At 72.5% G+C, this 23219-nt stretch carries 15 protein-coding genes; 5 read left to right on the top strand and 10 right to left on the bottom strand.

The window, feature by feature from the left end:
• Positions 1-214: 214 nt before the first annotated feature.
• Positions 215-1357: a hypothetical protein gene (locus WME79_RS33605; protein WP_437523134.1), complete on the bottom strand. Its 1143-nt coding sequence runs from the start codon at positions 1355-1357 to the stop codon at positions 215-217.
• A 136-nt stretch (positions 1358-1493) separates the two neighbouring features.
• Positions 1494-2672: a hypothetical protein gene (locus tag WME79_RS33600; RefSeq protein WP_437523133.1), complete on the bottom strand. Its 1179-nt coding sequence runs from the start codon at positions 2670-2672 to the stop codon at positions 1494-1496.
• Positions 2673-2799: 127 nt separating this feature from the next.
• On the opposite strand from WME79_RS33600, the gene WME79_RS33595 reads away from it, so the two are divergent.
• Positions 2800-3462, top strand: a complete 663-nt coding sequence (locus WME79_RS33595) for a hypothetical protein (protein WP_437523132.1) — start codon at positions 2800-2802, stop codon at positions 3460-3462.
• A gap of 166 nt (positions 3463-3628) precedes the next feature.
• Here WME79_RS33595 and WME79_RS33590 read toward each other — a convergent pair whose 3' ends face one another.
• Positions 3629-4243: a hypothetical protein gene (locus WME79_RS33590; protein WP_437523131.1), complete on the bottom strand. Its 615-nt coding sequence runs from the start codon at positions 4241-4243 to the stop codon at positions 3629-3631.
• 100 nt (positions 4244-4343) lie between these two features.
• The gene (locus tag WME79_RS33585; protein ID WP_437523129.1) at positions 4344-6845 is read right to left on the bottom strand and encodes a M1 family aminopeptidase; all 2502 of its coding nucleotides are present in this window, start codon (positions 6843-6845) and stop codon (positions 4344-4346) included.
• 514 nt (positions 6846-7359) lie between these two features.
• Here WME79_RS33585 and WME79_RS33580 point away from each other — a divergent pair.
• Together WME79_RS33580 and WME79_RS33575 are read left to right on the top strand one after the other, a co-directional pair.
• The gene (locus WME79_RS33580; protein ID WP_437523127.1) at positions 7360-8622 is read left to right on the top strand and encodes a hypothetical protein; all 1263 of its coding nucleotides are present in this window, start codon (positions 7360-7362) and stop codon (positions 8620-8622) included.
• Positions 8623-8633: 11 nt separating this feature from the next.
• Positions 8634-10100 (top strand): OmpA family protein, encoded by a 1467-nt coding sequence (locus WME79_RS33575; RefSeq protein WP_437523126.1) that lies wholly within the window; start codon positions 8634-8636, stop codon positions 10098-10100.
• Between the two features lie 99 nt (positions 10101-10199).
• Here the strand turns inward: WME79_RS33575 and WME79_RS33570 are convergent, their stop codons facing one another.
• The 5 genes from WME79_RS33570 to WME79_RS33550 all read right to left on the bottom strand — a co-directional run bounded on the left by WME79_RS33570 (position 10200) and on the right by WME79_RS33550 (position 16992).
• Positions 10200-11225: a hypothetical protein gene (locus WME79_RS33570; protein WP_437523125.1), complete on the bottom strand. Its 1026-nt coding sequence runs from the start codon at positions 11223-11225 to the stop codon at positions 10200-10202.
• On the bottom strand, positions 11203-12804 hold the full coding sequence (locus tag WME79_RS33565; protein ID WP_437523123.1) for a protein kinase domain-containing protein: 1602 nt from the start codon (positions 12802-12804) through the stop codon (positions 11203-11205). Before WME79_RS33565 ends, WME79_RS33570 begins: the two co-directional genes overlap by 23 nt.
• Before the next feature lie 189 nt (positions 12805-12993).
• Positions 12994-14031 (bottom strand): TOMM precursor leader peptide-binding protein, encoded by a 1038-nt coding sequence (locus WME79_RS33560; protein ID WP_437523121.1) that lies wholly within the window; start codon positions 14029-14031, stop codon positions 12994-12996.
• A gap of 31 nt (positions 14032-14062) precedes the next feature.
• Positions 14063-14836, bottom strand: a complete 774-nt coding sequence (locus WME79_RS33555) for a SagB/ThcOx family dehydrogenase (protein ID WP_437523119.1) — start codon at positions 14834-14836, stop codon at positions 14063-14065.
• Between the two features lie 11 nt (positions 14837-14847).
• Entirely contained in the window at positions 14848-16992 is a 2145-nt protein-coding gene (locus WME79_RS33550; RefSeq protein ID WP_437523118.1) for a TOMM precursor leader peptide-binding protein, read from the bottom strand.
• Between the two features lie 1088 nt (positions 16993-18080).
• On the opposite strand from WME79_RS33550, the gene WME79_RS33545 reads away from it, so the two are divergent.
• Positions 18081-19928 carry an amidohydrolase family protein gene (locus WME79_RS33545; RefSeq protein WP_437523116.1) on the top strand — a complete coding sequence of 616 codons (1848 nt, stop codon included), beginning with the start codon at positions 18081-18083 and terminating at the stop codon, positions 19926-19928.
• A gap of 58 nt (positions 19929-19986) precedes the next feature.
• On the opposite strand, the gene WME79_RS33540 is transcribed toward WME79_RS33545, so the two are convergent.
• Complete coding sequence (locus WME79_RS33540) at positions 19987-21075, bottom strand: serine/threonine-protein kinase (RefSeq protein ID WP_437523114.1); 1089 nt, start codon at positions 21073-21075, stop codon at positions 19987-19989.
• An 845-nt stretch (positions 21076-21920) separates the two neighbouring features.
• Between WME79_RS33540 and WME79_RS33535 the strand changes: the two genes are divergently transcribed.
• A complete protein-coding gene (locus WME79_RS33535; RefSeq protein ID WP_437523112.1) occupies positions 21921-23210 on the top strand; it encodes a hypothetical protein in 1290 nt (429 codons plus the stop codon).
• Positions 23211-23219: the final 9 nt, after the last annotated feature.

Here is a 23219-nt window from a genome sequence, read left to right as displayed (position 1 = left end):
TGTGTGATCCTGCCGCCCCGGACCGCCCACGGGGACGCCGCGCAGCCTGGCGGGCGCGGGCGTGGTCGCGCTTGGCCGGTCCCACGAAGGCGGGACATGGCGAAGATCCCCGGGCATCCCTGTGCTCCCACCTGGCCGAGCAGCTTGCGCGCCCAAGGGCCTGGCGCCTCCCACGCCGCGCAGCGAGCGGCGCGGGGAAGCGGCGCGCGGCCGATCAGGCGAACAGCGCGGCGCAGGCCGACCCGATGAGGTTGACGTGCTCGAGACGGGCGACCCGGGGCTCGACGCGCGAGCCAACGAGGGCGCGCATCGTCTCCTGCACCCGCGGCGCATAGCGGGGATCGCCCCAGAAGAGGCTGCCCTCCGCGAGGATGCCGACCCCAGGAGGGCTATCGAGCACGTCGGTGACGGCCGCGAGCCCCGCCGCCACGAGGTCGGCCGAGCGCTGGAGCAGGTCGCCAGCCACCCGCCGCGCCTCCTCAGCGCCCTCCTCGCGGAGCCGCACGAGATCCGCGGAGCTCGTCAGCGGGGCGTGGTCCGGACACAGCCGCCCGAAGAGCCGGGGCAGGTAGGCCCCGGACACCGCCTTCTCGAACCGCTGCGCGCCGGGGTTCTCGGAGCTCGCGTCGAGCTCCGCGTCGAACGGCTGGAGGTGCGGAGGGTTGAAGTTTCCGTTCTCGAGGTTGACCGCCATCGGCGCGACGAAGTGACCCGTCTTGAGCTTCGGGATCCGGCCGGCGGGGAGGAACGTGGCCATGTTCGTCCCCGTCCCCACGATGAGCCCGATGTACGCCGCGGGCTGCGACCCGCCGTGCGCGAAGGCACCCCCGAGCAGGCTCGCCACCGTGTCGTTCAGCACCCGGACCGGACCGGGGCGGAGCCTCCGCGCGCTGAGCGCCCGGCCGAGCCGCTCGCCCACGCTGGTGCCCTCGACCCCGGCGACCTGGACGCCCTTGGTCCAGCGGAGCAGCCGCGCGTCGAGCGACGGCAGCGTCTCCGACGGATACGAGAAGCAGTACCCCACCGGCAAGCCATGCACGGCGCCCAGACGCTCGACCAGCTCCGCCTGCACGTCGAAGAAGGCGTCGCCCGCGAACTCCGGCCCGCCCGGGAACTTCGCAGGCTCGGGCCCGGCGATGATGCGCGACTCGCCGCCCGGCAAGAGCTCCACGATGGCGGCGCGCAGGTTCGTGCCGCCAGCATCGACCACCACAGCGCGGCCCGTCATCCCTCCCGGCGGCGGCGCGAGGTAGGCAGGGAGCGCGGCGATCTCGGTGCCGGGCGTGGAGAGACCGAAGACGATGCGCGCCGCGAGCGTGCGGCGGATGTCCTGGAGCTCGGTGAGCGAGAGCTTCATCGGCGGAATGCTTACCCTTTGGCCCTTGAGAAGGAAATAACTTTGCAAGTGGTGCAAGTGAGGCTGAGCGTGCTTGGCGCCGGCCTCGCTCGGACGGCAAGGGGCCAGCGCCTCGCTGCCGCGATTGCGCTGTGCGTCACCTGGAGGAGGTCGCTGGAGAGCGGTTGTCGTCCACACCGAAGACGACGGGATAGACCACCGTAGCAACGCTCTTGCGATCTGCGGCGGAGGGGAATCGGAGGCCGCGGAAGACGTCGAGCACGCAGCCGACGACCTTGGCGTCGCGGAGCGGGGGAGCGGGCGACGACGGCGGCGTCGCGCCGGGCGAGGGCAGCGCAATCAGGAGCGGCGCGTCCTCAGGCGGGCGGTCGGCGTCACCCGCGTAGGTGACCTTCCCTTCGCCATCGACGACGAGGTGTACGGGCAGCCGCCCTTGGAGCTTGGGGTTTTGGCGAAGGCCCTTTTCAAAGCAAGCGCGCATCTCGCCGAAGCGCTCCTGGACGACGCTCCGCACGACGTGAGGCGGGATGTGGGCTTTGCCCTTGATCGGCTCATAGGGGTTGCTCTTGCAACGGGCGGCAATGCCCCTCACGGCCTTGGCGTCCTGGTCGAGCTCCCGCTCCAGGCCGGCGCGGGCGACACCGGCCTTCTTGCGATCGTGTGTGCCGAGCGACGCCTGGAGCTTGCGGGTCGCGGCGCCGGTCCGGGCGAAGCTCTCCCGGATGTCCTTGGCGCTCTGGGCGAGCTCCGGATCGGAGGCCTGGGCCGCGGGCGCCTTGGCCCAGAGGTCGAGCCGATCCGCGATCCTCTCGAGCACGTCGGGCGGCGTGTTCAGGTCGGATTGCCGGAGCACCTCGATCATCCTCGAGGCTTTCTGGACCTCCGGGCCGAGCGCCTTGCAATCGGCCTCGATCGAGCGCGCGGCGCTGCCTTTCCCGGGGAGGGGGATGGGGGTGGGGCGGGAGATCGGGGCGCGCTCTTTGATGGGCGAGCGGGCGGGCGGAGGAGCGTTCCCAGCGGAGCGGACAGGCGTGCTCGTCTTGTCGGACAGCGGGATCGGGGCGCGCGGCTTGGGGGCCTCGGGCGCGGTGTCGCGGGCGCGTGTGCTCCTGGACGGGCGCAGGGCGGCGCGCTCCTTCTCCTCGGGCGAGCGCAGGGCGGCGCGCGCCTCACGGGTCGAGCCCTCCGGGACAGCGCTCGGGGCGGCGACCCCGACGTGCGTGGGGTCGGCGTCGGCGGCCGGCTCTCTCCGTGGCGCCGCCCCGCAGCCCAGCAGGGCATGAACTCCGACGAGGACGAGCCACGCGCTTCGCATCCGTTCCTCCGAGGTGCGTTCGACGTACGAGACGCCGTTTTGATACAGTACACGGGTCCGAAACTCGCTTGCAGGTGAAACGGCGGGGCCTCCCGGGAGGTGGGACAAGCAGCGCAGGGAGTGCGATGTGAACAAGCGCGAGAAGAATGGCCGCGGGGGCGGGAAGGACGATCACGGCAAGGGCGGGGGCGAGCTCGCAGAAGCGGCGCACGCGCTCGAGCGTGAGCTCGTCCGCTTCGAGGAGCTCGCGGAGTCGGCGCGGCGGCTTACCCTCGATACACGCAAGGGGATCGAGCGCGCGGCGAAGTCGACGACCGAGGCCGCCGAGGCGCAGCAGCGCGTGAGCATGGCGCTCGGGTCGCTCATCGCGGCGATCGCGTCGGCGCGGGATCGCCATGAGGCGACCGCCACGGCGCTCGCGGCGCGCGGCGAGGAGATCAAGCGGCGGGCGGAGCAGCTCGGGGAGCTGTTTCAGCGCTTTGCGGCGCTCGGGGAGGAAGGACGGAGCATCAACCAGCTGGTGCAGGAGACCGCGGCGCGCCAGCGGGAGGCGACGACCCCGGAGCAGATCCACGAGGTGGTGGCAGCGATGGACGAGGTGGAAGGGCGCATGGGGCGCCTCGCCGACGAGGCGCGCGCCCTCGCCCAGGCGGCGACGGCCGCGGGGATCGTCGACCTTGCCGAGCAGGCGGACGGGATGCGGCAGCAAGTGACCGCGATGCGGAACAAGGTGGGGCTCCTGCGGAAGGGGATGCTGGCGCGGCTGGGCGGAGGGAGCCGGCCAAACTAGCCAGCTGGGGCATAGGCGTTTAACCAAGCCTCGTGCCGCGTTCTCCTACATCCGAACGTTTACGTGGACGTTTACGTGGTCGTGGACGTTTACGTGGTCGTGGTCGTGGTCGTTCACGGCCTATCGTTGACGACCACGACCACGACCACGTCCACGTTGGTGACGGCTAGGCGGAAGGCGAGCGGCAGAGCGTGAAGTAATGGTCGAGCGAACGCTCGCCCTTGAACGCCGCGCCGATGGACACGTCCTTCGAGACCCGACGCATGAAATCACGGGTGCCGTTGTAGACGAAGAACTGGAGCCCTTTGCTGTTGGGGACGACCCGGGGCCAACCGTCAGGTACGGGGCCGTCAGGGACCTGGAAATAGTCGATCACGATGGCGCCACGCTCCTGCCACGCAGGATTGCCGGCCGTCGGGACCGCGACGAAGAAGCCCGGGCCAACCCAGGGACGCGTGAGCCCCTCGTTGTAACCGAAGAGCCGAGCGCTGCCGTCCTCGGGCAAGGCAAAACGCTTCTCGAAGAAGCGGAATGTGGACGGGAGAGGAAGGCTGTTCCTGCCCTCGTGATGAACCGCCACGCGGCGCGGTGTGCCGTCCGGGACGAAGAAGTCGAGCGTGAGCGGGGGGGCGTGGCTCGCGGCGGCATAAAGCGCCCGCTGATCCGCGCGCGTCGTGGTCGACAGGGCGCTGCGGCGCTCCTCGTGCGTCAGGCCATCGAGGTGCTCGGCGATGCGAGCTATCGGGGCGTTCTGGCGAAGAAGTTGGACGAGCTCCGACATGGGCAGCGGAGCATAGCAGCGTTCGGTTGCGGCGCAGAGGGCCGGCCTCGCCCTGGAGCGAGGCCGGCGGGGGGAGATGCGATGTCGCGGCGAGCGAGCGTCAGAGGCAATCGACGGGAGACCGCAGCAGATCGGCGGCGGTGTCCGTCACGTCGGCGCCTTCGAGCCCCGCAGCGAAGCGGCGGAAAGCCTGCTCGTCACCGCTCGTCAACGCGAACGCCGCGCAGACGGCGGCGGGGTGGGCCGAGCGGGCCGCAGGCGAGCGGAGCACCCGAGCGAGGCCGTCCAGCGCTCCCTGGTTGCCAGCCGCCGTGGGCGCGGCGGAGGCCACCACGGCGCGGAGATCCGCGGCGAGGACGTCGGAGACATCGGTCCCGCCGAGCACGCTGGTGAAGAAGGCACGAAAGACGGAGAGGGCAGCCGGGTCGAGCCCGCCCACGTACGTCGCGAGGTGCCGGATCGCGAGCCCGCGCGCGCGCACCGAGCTCGCCATCTGCGCGACCCTGCCCCAGGTGCGGAGCGCCGCCTCGGGCGGCAGCTTGAACTTGGACAGGTACTGGAGCCGCAGGTCGGAGACGCCGCCCGAGGCGAGCCCCGTCTCGAGCGCGGACCAGTCTTCAGCGAACAGCGCTTCGGGGGACACGACGGCGCTGCACGATGTGTAGCTCGCGACGGAGTCGAGGCCGTAGCTGTAAGGCGCTCCAGCCAAGATGCCGGTGAGCACGCTCGACCACGCGCCGCGGACGTCGGCGTCGAGGCCCGGCGCGCACGCGACGTCGCACGCCGCGGCGAGCGATACCGCCCGGGCCGCCTCGCCGTCGAGGCCCTCGACGAACGCCTCGAAATCCTCGGGCGCGAGCCCCTCGGGCAGGCCGTCCTGGAGCGCGGCGAGCTGGTGCGCGCCGCCCACGTCGAGGAAACGCGAGACGCCCTCGGGGTCCGCGGGGACGCGATGTGGAGCGAGCGTCGCGGCGTAGGCCTCGAGATCGCGGTCGGTGCTCAGGAAGGCCCACTCGGGGTGGCGGTCCTGCGGATCGACGACGAGGAGCTCGTCCGGGCGCGCGGGCGCGACCTCGACGCGCTCGCCGGGCGTGAGCGTCTGCACGCGGGTCGCGCCGTCGCTGGCCACCCACGCGAGCTCCAGGGGCGCGACGAGCGCGCCCTCCGGGTCGTTCACCGTCACGAACGCCCCGCCGGAGGGCGCGGGGTCGACCGTGAGCCACGGGAGCGCCTTGGCCACGACCGCGCGCCGCGCGCGCGCAGCCGCCTCCGGGCCGAGCGCCGGCGCGAAGGCGTCGAGGAACGCGTCCGTGTCGATGGTCCCGAACCGGCGCTCCTCGAGCACCCCGCGGAGCGCCGACCAGAACGCGTCCTCGCCGGCGAGGCTGCGGATCTGGGTGAGCAGCCAGGCGGCGCGGCCGTAGGGGCCGCTCGTGTATTTCTCGTCCGGCGCGAGCGACGGATCGCGGACGGCGTCGCCCTCCCGGGGGCCGAGCTCGTCGCCGTTCAGCGTCCCCGCGCCGCTCTCGTCCGTGTAGACGCGGACGCCCTCCTGCTCGAGCAACGTCGCCATGCCCTCCTTGATCCAGAGGTCGTCCCAGGTCTCCACCGTGACGAGGTCGCCGAACCACTGGTGCGAGAGCTCGTGCGTCGTGAGCAGGAGATCCGAGGAGAGCGCGGGCTGCGTGCTCCGCTCCTCGCGCTGGAAGGTGATGCTCGCGTGCTCGATCCCGCCCACGGAGAAGTCCGGCAGGAGCACGAGCGCGTACTTCTCGAAGGGGTACGGCACGAGCAGCTCCTCGAAGCGGCCGATGGCGCGCGCGAGCTCGTCCACCATCCTGCCGTGATCGCCCGGCAACCCGCGGCGGTGCCAGACCGCGATGGGGAGATCACCCTTCGTCCCGCGCTCGACCTCGAAGTCGCCGATCGCGAACGCCATGAGGTAGGGCGGCAGCGTGTAGGCGGTCTCGTACCGGACGAGGTGGCCCGACGCCCCGAGATCCTCGTCGCCGACGAGATCACCGTTGGCGATCAGCGCCTCGCCGCCGTCGACGCGCATGGCGATCGAGAAGATGGCCCGGTCCGAGGGCGCGTTGTGGCACGGCATCCACCGCGACGCGCCGAGCGGCTCCGACACCGTGTAGACGGCGCGCACGGCGACCGGATCGCCCATGCGCGCCGGCACCGCGCGGAGGGCGTCGCCGGAGAGCGCCTCGTAGTCGATCTCGAGCGCGATCGGCGCGCCGCTCATCGCCTCGGGCTCGCTCGAGAGGTCGATCGCGAGCGCCTGGCGCTGCGGATCGAGCGCGTGCGGGAGCGCCCCGCCGCCCTTCCGCCGGACCTCCTTCACCTCGGCGACGGCGCTGTCGAGGACCACCGTCCTCGGGCCGTCTCCCGTGAGCGACAGCGTGAGGCCCAGCGTCGCCACGAGGCGGCTCCGCTCCCAGTCGAACTCGCCCTGGAGGTCGTAACGCTCGACGTCGAACGCGCTCCCCTCGAGCGGCGTCGGGCCCTCGTCCGAGCACGCGGCGGCGAGCGATCCAAGCAGCAGGCAAGCCACCCGGAACGCTCCGGGGCGGTGTTTCTGGAGTGTGCAGTGCATCGCGGTTCCTTCGATCGGAAGAGAGATTCATCTCGCGAGGCCAGGCGCCAGCGCTCGGACCCCCCGAGCCCACGGCGGCGCAGCGACGCGTAACTGACCGCGGGACAGTTACAGAACCCGGGCGCGTGGCCAAGCCACGTGATCGCCCCTGAGGCCCCCGGCGAGCCGCTCGGTGATGAAAAGAAGGGGCGCTCGGTCGCCCGCGTCACGGTCGCTCGGCGCTCCGGGCCGCCACGCGTGGAGACCGCGCCTCCGGCGCGCGCGATCACCCTCTACCGTGCTCTCCGCGCTTCGGTCGTGCGTGCGGCGAGGAGCGATGATCAGCTGCCCAATCGGCAAGGAGGGTGGGCGCATCGACAGCGCATCGACGGTGAGCGCTTCTCCCGCTCCACGCTCGCGCGCGAACGATGGTGTGGATGCATGGTATTGCAGGCGCGCACCCTTGCGCACTCTGGGCGCGAATCGCCTTTCATTTGTAAGGGTTGCAGCGACCTGTGCGAGGATGCTCCCCGCCATGGCACAACACAAAGATGGGTGCGCGCGGGGGCGCTCGTGGGTCGCGCCGCTGGCTGTGGGCGCGGCGCTCGGCGTCGCGCTCCTTCCGAGGAGCTCGTCCGCTCAGACGTGGACGGGCGGGCGGACGACGCCGGTGCTCGACGAGATCGTCGCGATCGACAGGAGCGGGGAGCCGCGGTGGCCCTACGGCGACGAGGACGTCGCGGGCGACGGCGAGGCCTTCGACGCGCCGGAGCGATCGATCGACTTCCGCTCCGCGTACGCGGTCGCCGCCGACGGGCGGTTCTGGGTGCGCGGGTATGTGTCGGAGACGGCCGCGATCAGCGCGGAGGCGACGCTCTTCGTGTTCATCGACACCGACAGGAACCGGCAGACCGGCGGCACCGCCGCGACGGCGGGGATCGACGACCGGTTCACGAACGACGAGTCGCCGGGCGGCTACGAGGTCGTGCTCGGCGTGAAGGGCGACGGCACGCTCGTGCGGGTCTGGTCCTTCTCGGGGGCGTCGGGGCAGTACGAGCCTGTCGACGTGACGGACGCGCAGGTCGCGACCGAGGCAGGGACGGACGTCGACCCCCTGCTGATCAACGAGGCGATGCGGGGGTACGCGCAGGCATCCATCGCGCTCGACATCGTGGGCGTCGGCGTGTCGTGCGAGGCGAACCTGTACTTCCGGTCGGTGAACGACGCGGCGGCGCTCGGGCCGGGCGATCTCGACATCGGCCTCTCCGCGCCGTGCGTGGCCGGCGATGCGGACGGCGACCGCGTGCCCGACGTGATCGTCCCGCCCTCCGGCTGCACGCGCGACGCGGACTGCGCCGGCAGGGGCATCTGCGTGGACGGCGACTGCATCCTGCCGGTGTCGTGCGTCGACGATGTCGACTGCGACGCGGACGAGGACTGCTCCCCGGATAACCGGTGCGTCCCCACGCCCGGCGACACCTGCACGTCGAACGCCCAGTGCGGCGATCTCGTGTGTGTCAGCGGGCAGTGCGGCCCGTGCTCGCCGGGCTCCTCCGTTTGCGGCGCGGACCTGCGCTGCGCGCCGACCGGGCGCTGCGTCGACGGCGCGGCGTCGAGCGGCGCGGGCGGCCCGGGCGAACCGGAGCTCACGCCGGGTGATGCGGTCCAGGGCGGCGCCTGCGCCTGCGCGGCGGGGCCCGCGCCGTACGGAGGGGGAGCCCTGTCGCTGCTCGCCGCTGGCGGGCTCGCGCTCCGGTTGCGGAGGCGCCCGCGCCGCGGGCCCGGAGCCGGCCGATGAAGAGGAGATCCATGCGCGCACCGATCCTCGCCGCCACCACCTGCGCTGCCTGCGCGGTCCTCGCTGCAGTGACGCCCGCGTCGGCGCAGACCACGGACATCGACGTCGAGCGCTTCAAGCCGGCTGTCACCCACGACGCCTTCGTCGTCACGGAGGGCTCCGGCGTCCGCGAGCCCGGCGATCCATGGGCGTTCGGGCTGTTCCTGAACTACGCGCGCAACCCGCTGATCGTCGCGACGGGCGGCGGCGAGGTGCGAAGCCAGATCGTGAGCGGCCGTCTGGGCGCCGATCTCATGGCGTCGGTCACGATCGCCGAGCCGTTCGCGCTCGGCCTCGACATCCCGTTCTTCCTCGCGCAGTCGGGCGAGGGCTCCCCGTCGTTCGCGGGCCTCGGCGACATCCGGCTCGTGCCGAAGCTGCGCCTGCTCGACGACCGCGACTCCATCGGCCTCGGCCTCGTGGCCGAGCTGCGCGTCCCGACGCACACCGGCGATTTCGCGGGCGGCGCGCGCAACGTCGTGTTCTGGCCGCGCATCGTGCTCGATCACCGGTTCGCGCCCGGCCTCAGGTTCGGCGTCAACGCGGGCGTCGCGATCCGCGAGGGGACGACGTACGCGAACGTCGAGGCGGCGAGCGAGCTGACGTACGCCGCGGCGCTCGGCTACCGCTTCGGCGGCATCAACGGGAAGGTCGAGATCGGCGCCGAGGCGAACGGCGGCATCGGCATCGCCGCGGACGATCTGAACGAGGAGGAGACGCCGCTCGAGGCGCTCGGCTACGTGAAGATCAACCCGAGCGAGGAGTGGGAGATCACGGCGGGTCCGGGGATCGGCGCGCTGGCCGGCTACGGCGTGCCGATCTTCCGCGTGTTCGCGGGCGTGAAGTACACGCCGACCTCGCACGACAGGGACCACGACGGCGTCGACGACGAGCGCGACCAGTGCCCCGACGTCGCGGAGGATCGCGACGCCGATTACGACAGCGACGGCTGCCCCGAGGAGGACGCCGACGACGATCAGGACGGCGTGCCGAACGCGGACGACGAGTGCCCCGACGAGAAGGAGACGATCAACGGCGTCGAGGACGACGACGGCTGCCCCGACAAGGGCGAGCCGCGGGTCGCGTACGAGCAGGGCGAGTTTGTGATACGGGACACCATCCGGTTCCGGACCGGTTCGGCCGAGCTCGAGCCGGAGTCGTACAAGACCCTGGATCAGGTGGCGCTCGTCATGAAGGCGAACCCCGAGATCGAGCGGCTGCGGGTGGAGGGGCACACGGACGAGACCGGCACGCCCGAGCTGAACCAGGAGCTGAGCGAGCAGCGCGCCGAGGCGGTCCGGAAGTACCTGATCCAGAAGGGCGTCAGCCCGGGTCGGCTCACGGCCGAGGGCTTCGGGTCGGACAGGCCGGTGGCCGAGGGCACCGACCCGGCGAGCCTGGCGAAGAACCGCCGCGTGGAGTTCGTGATCGACGAGTGAGGCGCGCTCGCCCGGGAGCGGCGCATCGCGCTCTCCCGGGCTCGGCGGCTGGCCCGCAGCGGGGCCGGCCGCCGCCGCGGCGCTGGGCGCGGCCGGGCCTCAGAAGCGGCCGTGGAGCGCCAGCCCGCCGCCGGTCGTGCCGACGGCAGGCGCGACCACGATCCGCGCCGCCGCGGGCTCCGTGTCGCCGAGCGACGTCACGAACAGCGCGACGCCCGCCGCGAGCCCGACCCCGCCGACGATGAAGCCGGCGGTGGACAGCTTCGCGGCGCTCTTGGCGTCTTCGACCAGCGCCACGCCGCGGGCGTCGCAGAGCGTCTCGGTCCGGCAGTGATCGTCCTGCGCCCGGTTCCACCGCGAGCTGGCGAGCAGCCCGAAGATCGAGCCGGTCACGACGCCGGCGACGCCGACGCCGCCTGCCACGAAGGAGAGGGTGCGGCGGGTGCTCGCGCCGCTGTCTCCGTCACCGCCAGCGGCCGGTTGGAGCGGCGCAGCGAGCGGCCCGGGCGGCGGGGTCGCTGCCGTCGCCGCGGGGGCGTCCTCGAGCGGCGGGACCTCCACGGTGACGACCTGGCCGGGGCCGGCGGTCTGCGCTTCGACCGAGAACGGCTTCTTTCCGGGCGCGGTCGCCTCGACGTGGTGCTTGCCCGGATCGACCGGGAGCGGCGCGCCCCACGCGCCGGCGTCGAGGACCGCGCCGTTGCGTCTCACGACGAGCCCGTCCGCCGGCGTGGTCACGGTGATGGCGAGGCGCTCGAGCTTCTTCTCCAGATCGGCCGCGCGGCGGGTCGCCTTCGCCTCGCGGTCCGCCTGGCCGGCCCGGCTCGCCATGTCCGCCGCCTCGCGGAACGCCGCCCAGGCGCTCGCGGTGCGGCCGAGACGCTCGAGGCAGTCCGCCAGGTTCCACTGGGTGCCGTAGCCCGGGTCCAGCCGCTGGCTCGCCGCGAACTTGGGGCACGCCTCGGCGAGCTTGCCCTGCGCGACGAGATCGCGCCCCTCGCGGAAGAGCGCCTCGGCCGCGGCCGCCTGGTCCGCCGACGGCTCCGCGCGGGCGACACCCGCGGAGAGCGACAGGAGCGCGGCGACACACCACGCGACGCGGCTATTTCCTCGATGTCTCGTCATCGTCGTTCCTCGGGGGCCTGGGGGGCGGCGGCCTGGCCGCAGACGGCCTCGGCGCGGGCGGGCGAGCGACGACGCTCGCCGACGCGGACGCGGCGGGGCGCGCGGTCGTCGCAGCGGAGGGCAGCGCCGCGGGCATCGACGAGGCCGCAGCCGGCGGATCCACGGGCGTGTCGGCGCGCGGCGGCTCGGCGCTGGCGGACGGGGACGGCCTGGCCTCGACGCCGGCGGACGGAGGCGGCAGCTCGGTCTCGGCGCGCGCAGGCGGCGCCGGCTCGGCCGAGGGCGCGGGCGCGGCCGGCGGCGCGCTGCGCACCGCCAGGTAGACGCCCGCCCCGCCCGCGAGCGCAGCGGCCAGCACGCCGCCAGCGATCAGGGCGACGGGCGGGCGCGACGCCGGACGCTCGGGGCGGTTCGACAGCCGCACGCTCGTGGCGGGCGCCGTGGCCGACAGCGCATACGGTCCAGATTGCCCGCCCGACGGGCGCCCCGCGGCGTCGAACGGCGCGGCCGACGCGCGCGGCGGGGTCAAGGCGCCGAACGGCGCGCTCGAGGCGTGCGCGGGGCCCGAGGCAGCGCCGAACGGCGGGCTCGACGCGCGCGGCGGGGTCAGGGCGGCGCCGAACGGCGCGCTCGAGGCGTGCGGGGGGGCCGAGATGCCGCCGAACGAGGCGCGAGACGCGCGCGTGGCGGCGTCGAGCGGCACGAGCATCGCCTCGACGATCACCTCGCCGCCCGGCAGGAAGGCGCGCAGCGCCGCCGCGAGCTCGCCGGCGCTCGCGGTGCGGCCCGCCGGATCGATCACCAGCGCCCGGTGCACCACGTGGGCGACCTCCGGCGGCACCCAGGGCGCGATCTCCTGGATCCAGCGCACCGGGGTCGTGCAGATGGCCAGGACGAGCTCTCCGAGGCCGGTCAGGTGCTCGTTGGGCCGATGGCCCGAGAGGGCGTGGTACAGGCTGATGCCGAGCGACCAGACGTCCGAGCGCGCGTCGATGGCGCCGCTGCCGCGCGCCTGCTCGGGCGACATGTAGAGGGGAGAGCCGAGGAGCGCGCCGCTCTTCGTCATCCCGCCGTTGCCGAGGCTGTTGTCCGTCACCTTGGCGACGCCGAAGTCGAGCACCTTGATCACGCGCTGGCCGCCCTGCTTCCTCGCGAGGAACAGGTTTGCCGGCTTGATGTCGCGGTGGACGATGCCGGCCTCGTGCGCGCGCTCGAGCCCGAGGCACGCCTGAAGCCCGATGCGGAGCACGAGATCGACCGGGAGCGGGCCGAGCCGCTCGATGAGGGCCTGCACGTCCTCGCCCTCGAGGAACTCCATCGCGATGTACGGCGCGCCGGTCTCGCGGTCGCGCCCGGTGTCGAACACCTGCGCGATGTGCTCCGACTCGACCGCGCCGACCGCGCGCGCCTCGCGCTGGAAGCGGCGGACGAGATCGTCGTCCGCGGCCTGGCCGAGGATGACCTTCACCGCGACGCGGCGGCCGGTGCCCGCGTGCCGGGCCTCGTAGACGGCGCCCATGCCGCCCTGGCCGAGCAGCCGGATCATCGTGTAGCGGTCGTCGAGGGTTCGACCGATCATGGCGCGAGGCCCGGGCCATGGGCGCGCGGCGTCGTCGACGACCGCGCGCGCGAGACGTCCGCCCGGTCGAGGACCGCCCGGCGGTCCGGCTGCCGGGCTGCGCCGGCGGCGAGCGCGTCGGCCATGCGGGAGGCGGCTGGAAGGGGAGGCCTCTTCACGGCCGCAGGCTAGAGCACCTCCAGCCGGGCGTCATCCCTCGCCGCAAATCCTGCACCACGGCAGCCTCACGAGCGTATGGTGCGATGTCTCGAGCGTCGCGAGGTCCTGGATCAGGAACCTGCCCCCGAGCCTGGAGGGCGTGTACGCCGAGAGCACCTTGAGGGCCTCCATCGCCACGAGGTGGCCGAGCAGCTGACCCATCGTGCCGGCGTGCGGCGCGGCCTCGGCGAGGGAGCGCGCCGCGGGCGAGGGGTTGAGCGCCTCGGTCGTCGCGCAGACCCGGCACGCCGTCTTCCCCGGGAAGACGAGGGGGCCCAGGACGGCCGTCGTCCCCGCGAGGTGCGAGAAGAGCGAGGCGATCCCTGCGCGATGGCCGAACCGCGCGACGCGCTCCAGGAGCTCCGTGTCGTCGCCGCGCACCGCCGCGACGAGGAGGTGAGGGCGCCCTTCCGGCGAGAGGAGGTCGTCCCCCTCCAGCGCGGCGGAGGAGCTCTCGTCCACCCGGCAGAGCGGCGCCTGCTCGCGGAGCAGCGCGGCCACGGCGCCGCGGCGGGGCGCGCCGAGCGCCGCCTCCCCCCGCGCGCGGACCACCGCGACGTCGCGCGGGCCGACGGCGCCGGCGTCGATCAGGCGGAGCGCGGAGATGCCCGCCCCCGCGAGCGCCAGGGCGGCCGAGGCCCCCCAGGGCTCGAGGCCCACCACGAGCACGCGCGCGTTCGCGATCCGCTGCGCCGCCTGCTCCGGGGCCGACGACCACTTGCGGAGGAACTCGCGCTGCCCGCGGAGGCGCTCCCCGTCGCCGGACGGCGGCTGATCAGCCACCGGCTCGACCAGCCCGCGCGCCTCGAGCAGGTTGAGGAACGCCGTCACGCTCTGCCGCGAGTAGTCCGCGAGCGCCTCGACGAGCGCCTCCCGGTCGCGCGACCCGTCGAGCAGCGGCACCATCCGCTCGACGAACGCGCTCACGTCCAGGCCGGTGAGCTGGAAGGTGCCGAGATCGGAGCGGAGGATGACGCCCACGTCGGTGGGCGTGATGCTGGCCGAGCGGCTGAGTCGAATGCTGGGCATGGTGCTCTCCGACGCTTCTGATTCAGGCACGCTAAGGCCCGTTCCGGCCCACGGCCGGCGCGGGCTGACCGACGCAGACGACGTACATGGTGTCTTCCTCCGGCGGCAGCGCCAGGAAGGCCTTGAGCTCCTCGTCGTAAAATCCGCCGATCGCCACCGGGCCGAGGCCCATGGCCGTCGCGACGAGATAGAGGTTCTGGCCCAGGTGCCCTGCATCCAGCCACAGGAATCGATATCCGCGCTGGCCGTATTTCCACATCGTGCGGAACGGCACCGCCGTGATGATGACCACGACATTGGTGTTCAGGATCATGTCCTGACCCACCGTGAGATCTGCGAGCGTGGCGTGCGCGAGGCCTGTCCGGCGGAGCTCGAGCTCGTGCGCGCTGGCGTCATAGTGGTACAGGCCGTCCGGGACCTCCTCGACGGCCTGCGTCGCGACATAGATCTCGAGCGGGTACCGGCCGCCGGCGGAGGGCGCAGGGCGATCGCAGCACCACGCCCCTTCGACCTTTCGCGTGCCGCGGACGCCGTAGCTCGCGTGAAGGAGCCGCCCGAGCGTCTCGATGGACATCGGCCTGAGGGAGAACTCCCGGTGTGACCGCCGCTGCTCGAGCACCCCGCCGAGCGGGGCGTCGATCGCGAAATCGCGCCCGGGCAGCGGCGTGCGCTCCGCGCCGACGTAGGTCCGGAAGCGGAGCGGCTGGAGATCCCCGTCGAACGGCGGCTCCAGCGGCCGCGACCTCACGTGGGAGGACTGGAGATGATAGAGCCGCGCAATGTCCGCCTCTTTGCTCCTTGCCATGGTGTCCTCTCTCAGGCCATCGGGTGAGGGTCAGGGTTGATCCCGTGGGGGGCCATCGAGCGGAGGCGCGGATTGCCGAGCCGCGCGAGCTTGTGGCCGAAATGGATCTGCTGGAAATCAGGCCCGAGGGCCCGGGCGACACGGAATGGGGTCGCCGCGAGGTCGGGCGACGTCACGTCCACGATCGCGATGCGCAGCCCCGCGGCCTGCACGCGCCGGGTGAGCTCGGACAGCGAGACCTCCTCGGGCTCCTCGAGCTCGGCGGCGGTGATCGTGCCTCCTTGACGGAGGAAGGCGAAGGCCGCGGCGCGGCGCGCGGGGACGTAGTAGACGGCGTGATCCTCGAGCGTGAGCACGTCCTCCGGCCGCGCCGGGATCACGACCTCCTCGCCCGTCATCATGCGGAAGACGTAATTGCCAATCTGGCCTTGCTCCAGGATCGCTTTCCTGATCGCGGTGAGGGGGTTCAGGTGGGCGGAGATCGACACCACGGCGCCGGGCCAGCGCTTGCCGTCTCCGTAACCCACGCACATCACCACGGGGACGGAGACGCCCGCGTCGAGGAGATACAGCTCGATCCGCGCGCCGCGCTCCTCGAGCTGCCTCGCTATCTCGTGCAGCTCGGGGTCGAGCGAGTCGTCGGGCAAGATCCGCCGCCCGGGCCGGCGAGCGAGCCACGAGATCATGAAGGCGTCGCGCTCGATGAGCTCGAGCGCGGCCCCCATCGACGCGTCCTCGAGCGTCGCGCCCGCCGCGAGCCCGTTCGAGGTCACCTCGCAGAAGTGCGCGTCGTGCCCTGCGCAGTAGCCGTAATAGGTCGGGAGCGCCGGCACAACCACGGGCGCGCCTGTGTCCATCCATCGCCCGAGGGCCCAGTCGATGGGCGCGGTCGGATCGACCCGCGCGTAGGGGAACCCGGGCGCTGCATACTGCTCCTCGCTGTAGAGGCAGAGCCGCTCCGGAGCGATGAAGTCGCTCTTCATCTCTGCGACCGAGGAGCGGAGGAGCGCCTTCCGGTTGACGAGCGCGGCGGAGTAGCGCTCGACGGCCTCGCCGGTCGCCCTGATCAGGGCCTCGACGGCGGTGACGCCCTTTCCTGTGCCGACCTGCGGCTCGCTCGATCGGTGGCGCGGTGAGCCCTCGGTGTAGTCGCTGAGGAACGCCGTGGCCGTGACGCACGCCTCGGGGGCGAGCGCCGGGCTCGTCGCGTCCAGCGTGAGGCGGTGGACGATGCCCGCGCGCGCGTCGACGATGCCGGCGAGCATCTGCCGGAGCGCCGCGGGATCGCGCGCGTCGTTGAGGTGCGCGCTCGAGCCTCTGACCACGCTCCCCGAGCTCCGGGCCTCGGCGGCGCCGCCGCAGACCGGGCACCAGGGCATCCGCAGGGCGGCGTGGAGCGACGCCTCCGGGTCGACCAGGCTCTGGATCACGAAGCGGCCCGCGAGCCGCGACGCGGCTCGGTTCACCAGCAGATCGAGGGCCGCGAGCGCGACGGCGTGGCCCAGGAACGCCGGCATCGGCGCGAGGTAGGTGCGCGCGCGGCGCTCGGGGCGCGCGGCGAGGAGCGACGCGTGGAGCGCGTGATCCGCCTCTGGCTGTTTGCTGAGAGCGAGCCTCCGCAGCCGGCAGCAGTTCCAGCATGCGGTCTCGCCCGGCACGACGGCCGGTCCGATCACCGCGTCGAGCCCCTCGAGGTGCGCGCTGAGCGACAGGACGGACGCCGCGTGAGCGAAGCGGGCGACGCCCTGAAGGACGAGGAGATCATCGTCAGGGACGCAGGCGAGGATCAGGTCCCAGCCGGTGTCCTCCTGGACGATCGGGCGCTCCGCGGCGGCGAGCAGCGTCCCGGGCGTGACCGCGCAGCCGGGGGCGAGCCGCGACAGCGCGATGGAGAGCGAGCGCGCGCGATCCTCTCCGAGATCCGCCTCGGAGAAGGGGCCGAGATCGTCCGCCGTGACCTCCCTGTCGTCGAGGACGTGGAGCGCGCCGACGCCCAGCGACGCGAGCTCCATGGCCGCGACGGCGCCCCACGGTTCGAGCCCGACCACGAGGACGCGTGATCGCGCGAGCTTCTCGCGCGCTTCCGCCGGCGCAGGCGGGGCGGTCCCCTCGCGCGAGGGAGCGGTGGTCGTTGAGCTGGGCAGTTGGGTGGCCACGCGAGATCTCCAGGAAAGCGCAGGGCGGCGGCGCCTCGACGGGCGCCGTCCTGCACTTTCGGTAAAGAGGTTCAATTCTGGTGCTCGCGGAGCGGTGCTCCGATAAGCACAGGAGAGAAGAAACTCGCAAGCTCGCCACGAACACACGACGTCGTGTGTTCGTGGCGAGCAGGGGAAGACGGGAAGTTGCCTTTTTCGAACCCTCGCGCTCCTCGTCTCCCTCCAGAGCTCTATCCCACGGCCCCGACGGCCTCAGGGCTAGCTACAGCGACACCTGCCGCAGCCGCAGCCGCCGCACCTGCACCTGCCGCAGCCGCAGCCGCCGCAGCCGCAGCCGCCGCAGCCGCATCCGCCGCAGCCGCATCCGCCGCAGTGGTAGCTGGCCGGAGTCGCTATTGCCATCTCGTCCAGCCTGGCCGACAAATCGTCGATGGCATTGCGGAGCTCCTTCACCGTCACATCCAGATCCTTCGGAGAATTGTTTTCGTTGTTCGAGTCACTCATCGCAGAGCCTCCCACGAGTAGGTGAGGCACGCAAAGGGTCTTCGTCAATACAGCGGCTCGTCTCCGGACGACGGAAGCTCGCGCTGACTCCCTATCATTCCAGCGCGGCCCGAAGTGGGCTGTCCGCGAGATCCCTTCTCTCGCTCGTCCCACACCGGCGGCTCTCCCGGGTGGCCCCGATCGCCGCCGGAGGAGCCGAGAAGGCCGGAACAACATTGAGGGCGTCTCCCCGCGCTCCCTCCGTGCGCCCGAGCGGCTGCGCTCCCGAGATAGGCCCATTTGTCAAGCTCGCCTGCGAGCTGGCGCGGTCACCCGCTCTGGCCGGAGAGCGGGAAGGGGCGTTGGGGACGGAGCGCCTGCCTCGCATCCCCGCCTCGACGCGAACAATCCTGGATAACGCGGCACGCTGCGGGCGCGCGTGCACAGCGCCGTGCGCGCCGCCTCATTCAATTGCTTTTCGGCGCTGCCTCCGGTACCCGGTCCGCCTCTTCTCGGGTGCCCAATGCGCCCGTTAACAACGGAATGTCATGCGTCGCACTTCGCTCGGATTGGCGATGGGTCGTCTCGCTTTGTGTGTCTTCGCCGTGTCAACGTGGCTCATCGGCTGCGGTGTCCCGGAGAACCCCTCGACGCGCAGCGCGACCGAGGTGGGGTGTGCGGGCTGCACCGTACTGAAGGGCGGCGTGGTGTTCGACGGCACGCGCGCGGCCAGGGCAACCGTGGTGATCGAGGGCGACAGGGTGAAGCAGGTCGTCTTCGGCGACGCCGAGCTCGGCGTGGAGGCCGGGGGCGGCGAGGTCGTGGACGTCTCTGGCAAGACGGTCCTCCCCGGGCTGATCGATCTCCACGTCCACTCGCTGCACGTCGCCGGGCCCTATGCGTATTACGACGACGACCTCCACCTCGAGGACCACACGAAGGCGATGCTCCGGGCGGGCGTGACCTCGTACCTCGATCTCGGCTCATCCCAGCACGTCATCTTCGAGCAGCGAGCGCGCATCAACGCTGGCGACGTCCTTGCGCCGCAGCTCTTCGCCGCCGGGCCGCTGCTCACGCCGACCGGAGGGCATCCCTGCTATCACGGCAGCCCGCCTGGCGATTTCTGCATCTTCATCGACTCTCCCGCCGACGTCACGGAGGCCTTCGAGGCGCTCCTCCCGAGGGCCCCAGACTTCGTGAAGATCGTGCTCGAGTCGGGCGGAGCGCAGCGGCTCCCGCACCTCTCGCAGCCGTCCGTCGCGGCCATCAAGGAGGCTGCTGCGTCGGCGGGCGTCCGGGTGATCGCTCACATCGCGTCGGCCGCCGACATCGAGATGGCGCTCGACGCCGGCGTGACGCTCTTCGCGCACGCCCCGGACGAGGACCCGATCTCACCCGAGCTCGCGGGGAGGATGGCCGCCGCCGGGGCCGTCGTCGTCCCCACGCTCGCGATGAAGGATGGCCTGTACCGCACGGTGAACGGCACGCTCACCGAGCTCGACGACCCCGCCCTCGCCGACGACGTGCCGGCCGGCGTGATCGCCGCCCTGCGCGACCCGTCCATGCTCGAGGAGCTCAGGACTTCGCGGTACCGGGCGCTCGTGAAGGCGTGGCGCGAGCAGGGGATCGCGAACCTCATCACCTGCTACCAGGCGGGGGTCACGATCGCCGCCGGCTCCGACGCCGGCAACCCGGGCGTCTTTCACGGGCTGAGCTTGCGCCGCGAGATCGCGCTCCTCGTCGAGGCCGGGATGCCGCCGATCGAGGCGCTCGCCGCCGCCACGCGCCGCGCCGCGGACGTGCTCGGGCGGCCCGATCTCGGGCGCCTCGAGCGAGGGACGCTCGCGGACGTGCTCGTGGTCGACGGCGATCCGCTCGCTGACGTCCGCGCGCTCGAGCGCGTGTCGCGCGTCTACAAGTCGGGCGTCCTCCTCGATCGCGAGGCGCTCGCGTTGCCGCGCAAGACGAGCCTCGCGCGGGAGCCCAGGACGGGCGCCGGCCCCGGCGAGACGTGCCTCGCCGCGTCGGAGTGCGCGCCCGCGCAGTCGTGCAGCCCGGCCCAGCTCTGCGCCGCGACCTGCAGCGCCGCCTCGGACTGCGCGCCGGGGAGCGCGTGCTTCTTCGATGGCGGCTCGTTCACCGGGGGGGCCTGCATCCACGGCGACGGCTGCGATCTCTTCGCGCAGGCCTGCGACAACGGCGCCGCCTGCGTGTTCTGGGGCAACGGCTCGACGTCGTGCTGGTACGCGGGCGCGGGCTCGGACGGGCAGCCGTGCGACGCGTCGTTTGCGTGCGCGCCCGGCAGCATCTGCGACCCCTCGAACACCTGCAGAGCGCTCTGCGATCCGCGCGGTGAGCGCGGCGCGCCGTGCCCGAGCGGCGAGCGGTGCGTGGATCACACCGCGCTCGCAGCGCTCCCCGTGGGAACCTGCGAACCGGCCGGGCACCGCTGAATGCGCGACGATGCCGAGCGCGCGACGACGACGCCGCGCGCGATGACGCCGCGCGCGCTCAGCGCGACGCGAGCAGCCAGGCGATCACGCTCCCGATCGTGAAGAACAGGATGCCCGCGCCGGCGAGCACAGGCCGCGAGGTCCGCCGCTCGATGAAGCTGGCCGCGGCCCGGAGGCTGGCCGGGGCGGCGATGGCGATGGCGCTGTCCGGCGCGCTCATCTTCTGGAGGGCGGCATCGAGCGCCACGAGCACGGCGCGCGCGTGGGGGAAGCGGTCGTCCGGTTCCTTGGCGAGCAGGCGCATCACGACCGCCTCCAGCGCGGGCGGGACGACGACGCCGGGGGAGCGCTCGGCGATCGGCGGCGGCACGGCCGACCGGTGCTGCGCGAACAGCGCCGACGGCTCGACCGCCGTGAAGGGGTGCTTGCCCGCGAGCATCTCGTAGAGGATGACCCCGAGCGCGTAGAGGTCGGCCCGCCGGTCGACAGAGCGCATGCCGAGCGCCGCCTCGGGCGCCATGTACGCGACCGTGCCGAGCAGCACCCCGGCGTTCGTGAGCGAGCGGCGCGAGCCGTCGTCGGTGATGGAGAACTGCTCGATCGGCACCTTGGCGAGGCCAAAGTCGATGAGCAGGACGCGCTCCTCCGGCCCGTCGAGGACCATGACGTTGAGCGGCTTCACGTCCCTGTGCACGATCCCGAAGTCGTGCGCCGCGTTGAGCGCGCTCGCGAGCTGGCGCGCGATGTTCGCCGCGCGCGGCGGCGGGACGGGGCCCTGGTCGATGAGCTTCCGCAGCGTGATGCCGCGGATGAACTCCATCACCATGAACCACGCGCCGTCGTCGAGCTGGCTGATCTCGTAGACCGCCGCGACGTTGGGGTGGAAGATGTGGCGACCGGCGAGCGCCTCGCGCTCGAAGCGCTCGATGAGCTCCGGCAGCTCCTCGGCGTCCGGGTGGAGCACCTTGACGGCCACGTCCTCGCCGGTCGCGAGCTTCTTTGCCCTGAAGACGGCGGCGATGCCGCCCATCGCGACGAGCTCCTCGAGGCGATAGCGGTGGACGAGCGTGCGCCCGACGAGCGTCATTGCGCGCTCTCGCGCCGCGGAGCTCGCCTGGCCTCCCGCGATGAACACGGACCCGCTCATGCGATCGCGCCTCCAGGCAGAGCCACGCGCGCGGCGTCGTCGACGACGAGGCCGCAGCGCAGGGCACGCACAGCCGCGCCGCGCGCTCCCCCGTGACCGCGCGCCACGCGGCGGAACAGCGGATCCACCCTGGATGACATCGTACGCTCACACACGCGGCGTCCGGAGGGTAGCGCCCCTCCGCGCCCAGCGCCATCTTCCCGGTTGGGCGCGGGGGCGAAGCGCTCGCGAGGGAGCGGGCGGGCGGCGCTGAGGCTGGAGCTCACGGAGCGCGCGTGAGCCAGGCTTCCCGAGCGGCCCTCGGCAGATCGCGCCCGCCGCCGCGGCCGCGCGCTCGAGATTCCACCGCTCCGCCGTGATCGTGAGTCGCCTGGCTGGCCGTCTCCTGCGCTGATGGCGCGGCCTCATCGTGTCTCCGGCCGGGGCGTGCGGAGACCCCTCATCTCCTGTGCCTCACGGCCGCGCGACGGGGAAGCGCCGGCCGCGCGAGATGCGGAGTCGCGCCCGCGCTCCCGACGTGGCGAGAGCCCGTTGCGCGCCGGGCGGCGCTCGCCCGTCGCCGGCGGAGCGCGACCACTTGTCGGTAGATCCAGCGACATCGCCGGAGTTCCAGCCGCGCGCGCCCGCGCAGGGCGGCCGAACCAGCGCGCCCGCACGCCCGCGCGCCCGGGTCGAGCCTGCTGTCCTCCCACGAGCGCCATCGTCCGCCCGATCGGCGTCATCCTCATCCGGATCCGCACAAGGCGTGCCCGGTCGTGCACGGACGAATTAGGTTTGAAAACACATCAAGTTCACAGATGCGTTTTTTCGGCAGGCTCGTGTAGCCTGTATGGGTGGAGGTTTCCATGCACAGCACAATGCGTCGCACCGTTCTCCTCGGGCTCGTTTCCGGACTCGCCGTAGCCGCTTGCTCCACGCCTGAGGCGTCGAACCTCTTCGCTACCGGCGGGTCCGGTCCGGGGACCACGGCGTCCGCGGGAGGAGGCGAGGGCGGCGCGCCGGGCACTGGGGGCGCGGCGGGCGTGGGCGGCCAGGGCACCGGGGGCGAGCCGGGCGTGGGAGGAGCGACCTCGGGGAGCGGTGGGAGCGGGGGCGTGGGGCCCATCATCGACGAGCCACCGGTCTGCGGAGACGTTTACGTCGATTGCGACGCGGATGAGGAGAACGGCTGTGAGGTCAACGTGACGAACGACGCCCTCCATTGCGGCACCTGCCCCGTCGAGTGCGATGGCACCTGCCGGGACGGCACGTGCATCCGCACCTCGGTCCACGTCTCGGGCCAGCAGGATCCGCTTTACCTCGCTGTCGCCAACGGCGTCGTGGTCTGGACCAACGGGGAGCAGGGCGCGGTCAGGCAGTGGAGGCAGGGTGAAGATGTCGCGATCTTCCTCGCCACCGATCAGGTCCAGCCGGCCGACATCAAGATCGACGCCACCCACGTCTTCTGGGCCAACCAGGGCGTGGCCGGCGAGAACGACGGCCAGGTGATGAGGGCGCCGATCGGCGGCCAGGAGGAGCCGGTGGCGATCGCCGCAGGGCAGGCCGCGCCGTTCGGCGTGGCGATCGACGAGGAGTTCGTTTACTGGACGAACCGCGAGGGCGGCGGCTCCGTGGTCCGCGCGCGGAAGGACTCGAACGGCAACGGGCCGTTCACCACCATCTCGGACGGGGGCGGGACGACCCACGCCCTCGCGGTCGACGAGACGCACGTCTACTGGACCGTGCGCGACGACATCGGCAAGGTGATGTCCGCGCCCAAGGACTCCACGGGCGAAGGCCCGTTCACCACGCTGGCGACCGATCAAGGCCAGGTGCGCGAGATCGCCGTCGACGCGACGTACGTCTACTGGACGACCAGCAGGACCGGCAACGTGATGCGCGTGGCCAAGACCGGCGGAGAGCCCACGGTGATCGCGAGCGGGCAGGGGAACCCGAGGGGCATCGCCGCCGACGCGACGGGCGTTTACTGGGCGGACCCCACCTCACCGAACGTCATGAGGATGCTGCCGAACGGCATCATCGGGGCCGTGGCGGCCGGCGAGCCGTCGCCCTACGGCATCGCCCTCGACGCGACCCGCGTCTACTGGACCAACGGACTCGGCATGAACGGCACCATCGTGAGCGCCCCGAAGTAGCGGCCGCGG

It is taken from the genome of Sorangium sp. So ce726 (assembly GCF_051521405.1).
GTDB lineage: Bacteria > Myxococcota_A > Polyangia > Polyangiales > Polyangiaceae > Sorangium.
Note: the sequence above shows the minus strand (reverse complement) of the source record. Positions and strands in the feature narration are given on the sequence as shown.

Coding starts and splice junctions, on each gene's coding strand:
- WME79_RS33605 (WP_437523134.1), bottom strand. CDS start 1,357: ATGAAGCTCTCGCTCACCGAGCTCCAGGACATCCGCCGCACGCTCGCG.
- WME79_RS33600 (WP_437523133.1), bottom strand. CDS start 2,672: ATGCGAAGCGCGTGGCTCGTCCTCGTCGGAGTTCATGCCCTGCTGGGC.
- WME79_RS33590 (WP_437523131.1), bottom strand. CDS start 4,243: ATGTCGGAGCTCGTCCAACTTCTTCGCCAGAACGCCCCGATAGCTCGC.
- WME79_RS33585 (WP_437523129.1), bottom strand. CDS start 6,845: ATGCACTGCACACTCCAGAAACACCGCCCCGGAGCGTTCCGGGTGGCT.
- WME79_RS33580 (WP_437523127.1), top strand. CDS start 7,360: ATGGCACAACACAAAGATGGGTGCGCGCGGGGGCGCTCGTGGGTCGCG.
- WME79_RS33575 (WP_437523126.1), top strand. CDS start 8,634: ATGCGCGCACCGATCCTCGCCGCCACCACCTGCGCTGCCTGCGCGGTC.
- WME79_RS33570 (WP_437523125.1), bottom strand. CDS start 11,225: ATGACGAGACATCGAGGAAATAGCCGCGTCGCGTGGTGTGTCGCCGCG.
- WME79_RS33565 (WP_437523123.1), bottom strand. CDS start 12,804: ATGATCGGTCGAACCCTCGACGACCGCTACACGATGATCCGGCTGCTC.
- WME79_RS33560 (WP_437523121.1), bottom strand. CDS start 14,031: ATGCCCAGCATTCGACTCAGCCGCTCGGCCAGCATCACGCCCACCGAC.
- WME79_RS33555 (WP_437523119.1), bottom strand. CDS start 14,836: ATGGCAAGGAGCAAAGAGGCGGACATTGCGCGGCTCTATCATCTCCAG.
- WME79_RS33540 (WP_437523114.1), bottom strand. CDS start 21,075: ATGAGCGGGTCCGTGTTCATCGCGGGAGGCCAGGCGAGCTCCGCGGCG.
- WME79_RS33535 (WP_437523112.1), top strand. CDS start 21,921: ATGCACAGCACAATGCGTCGCACCGTTCTCCTCGGGCTCGTTTCCGGA.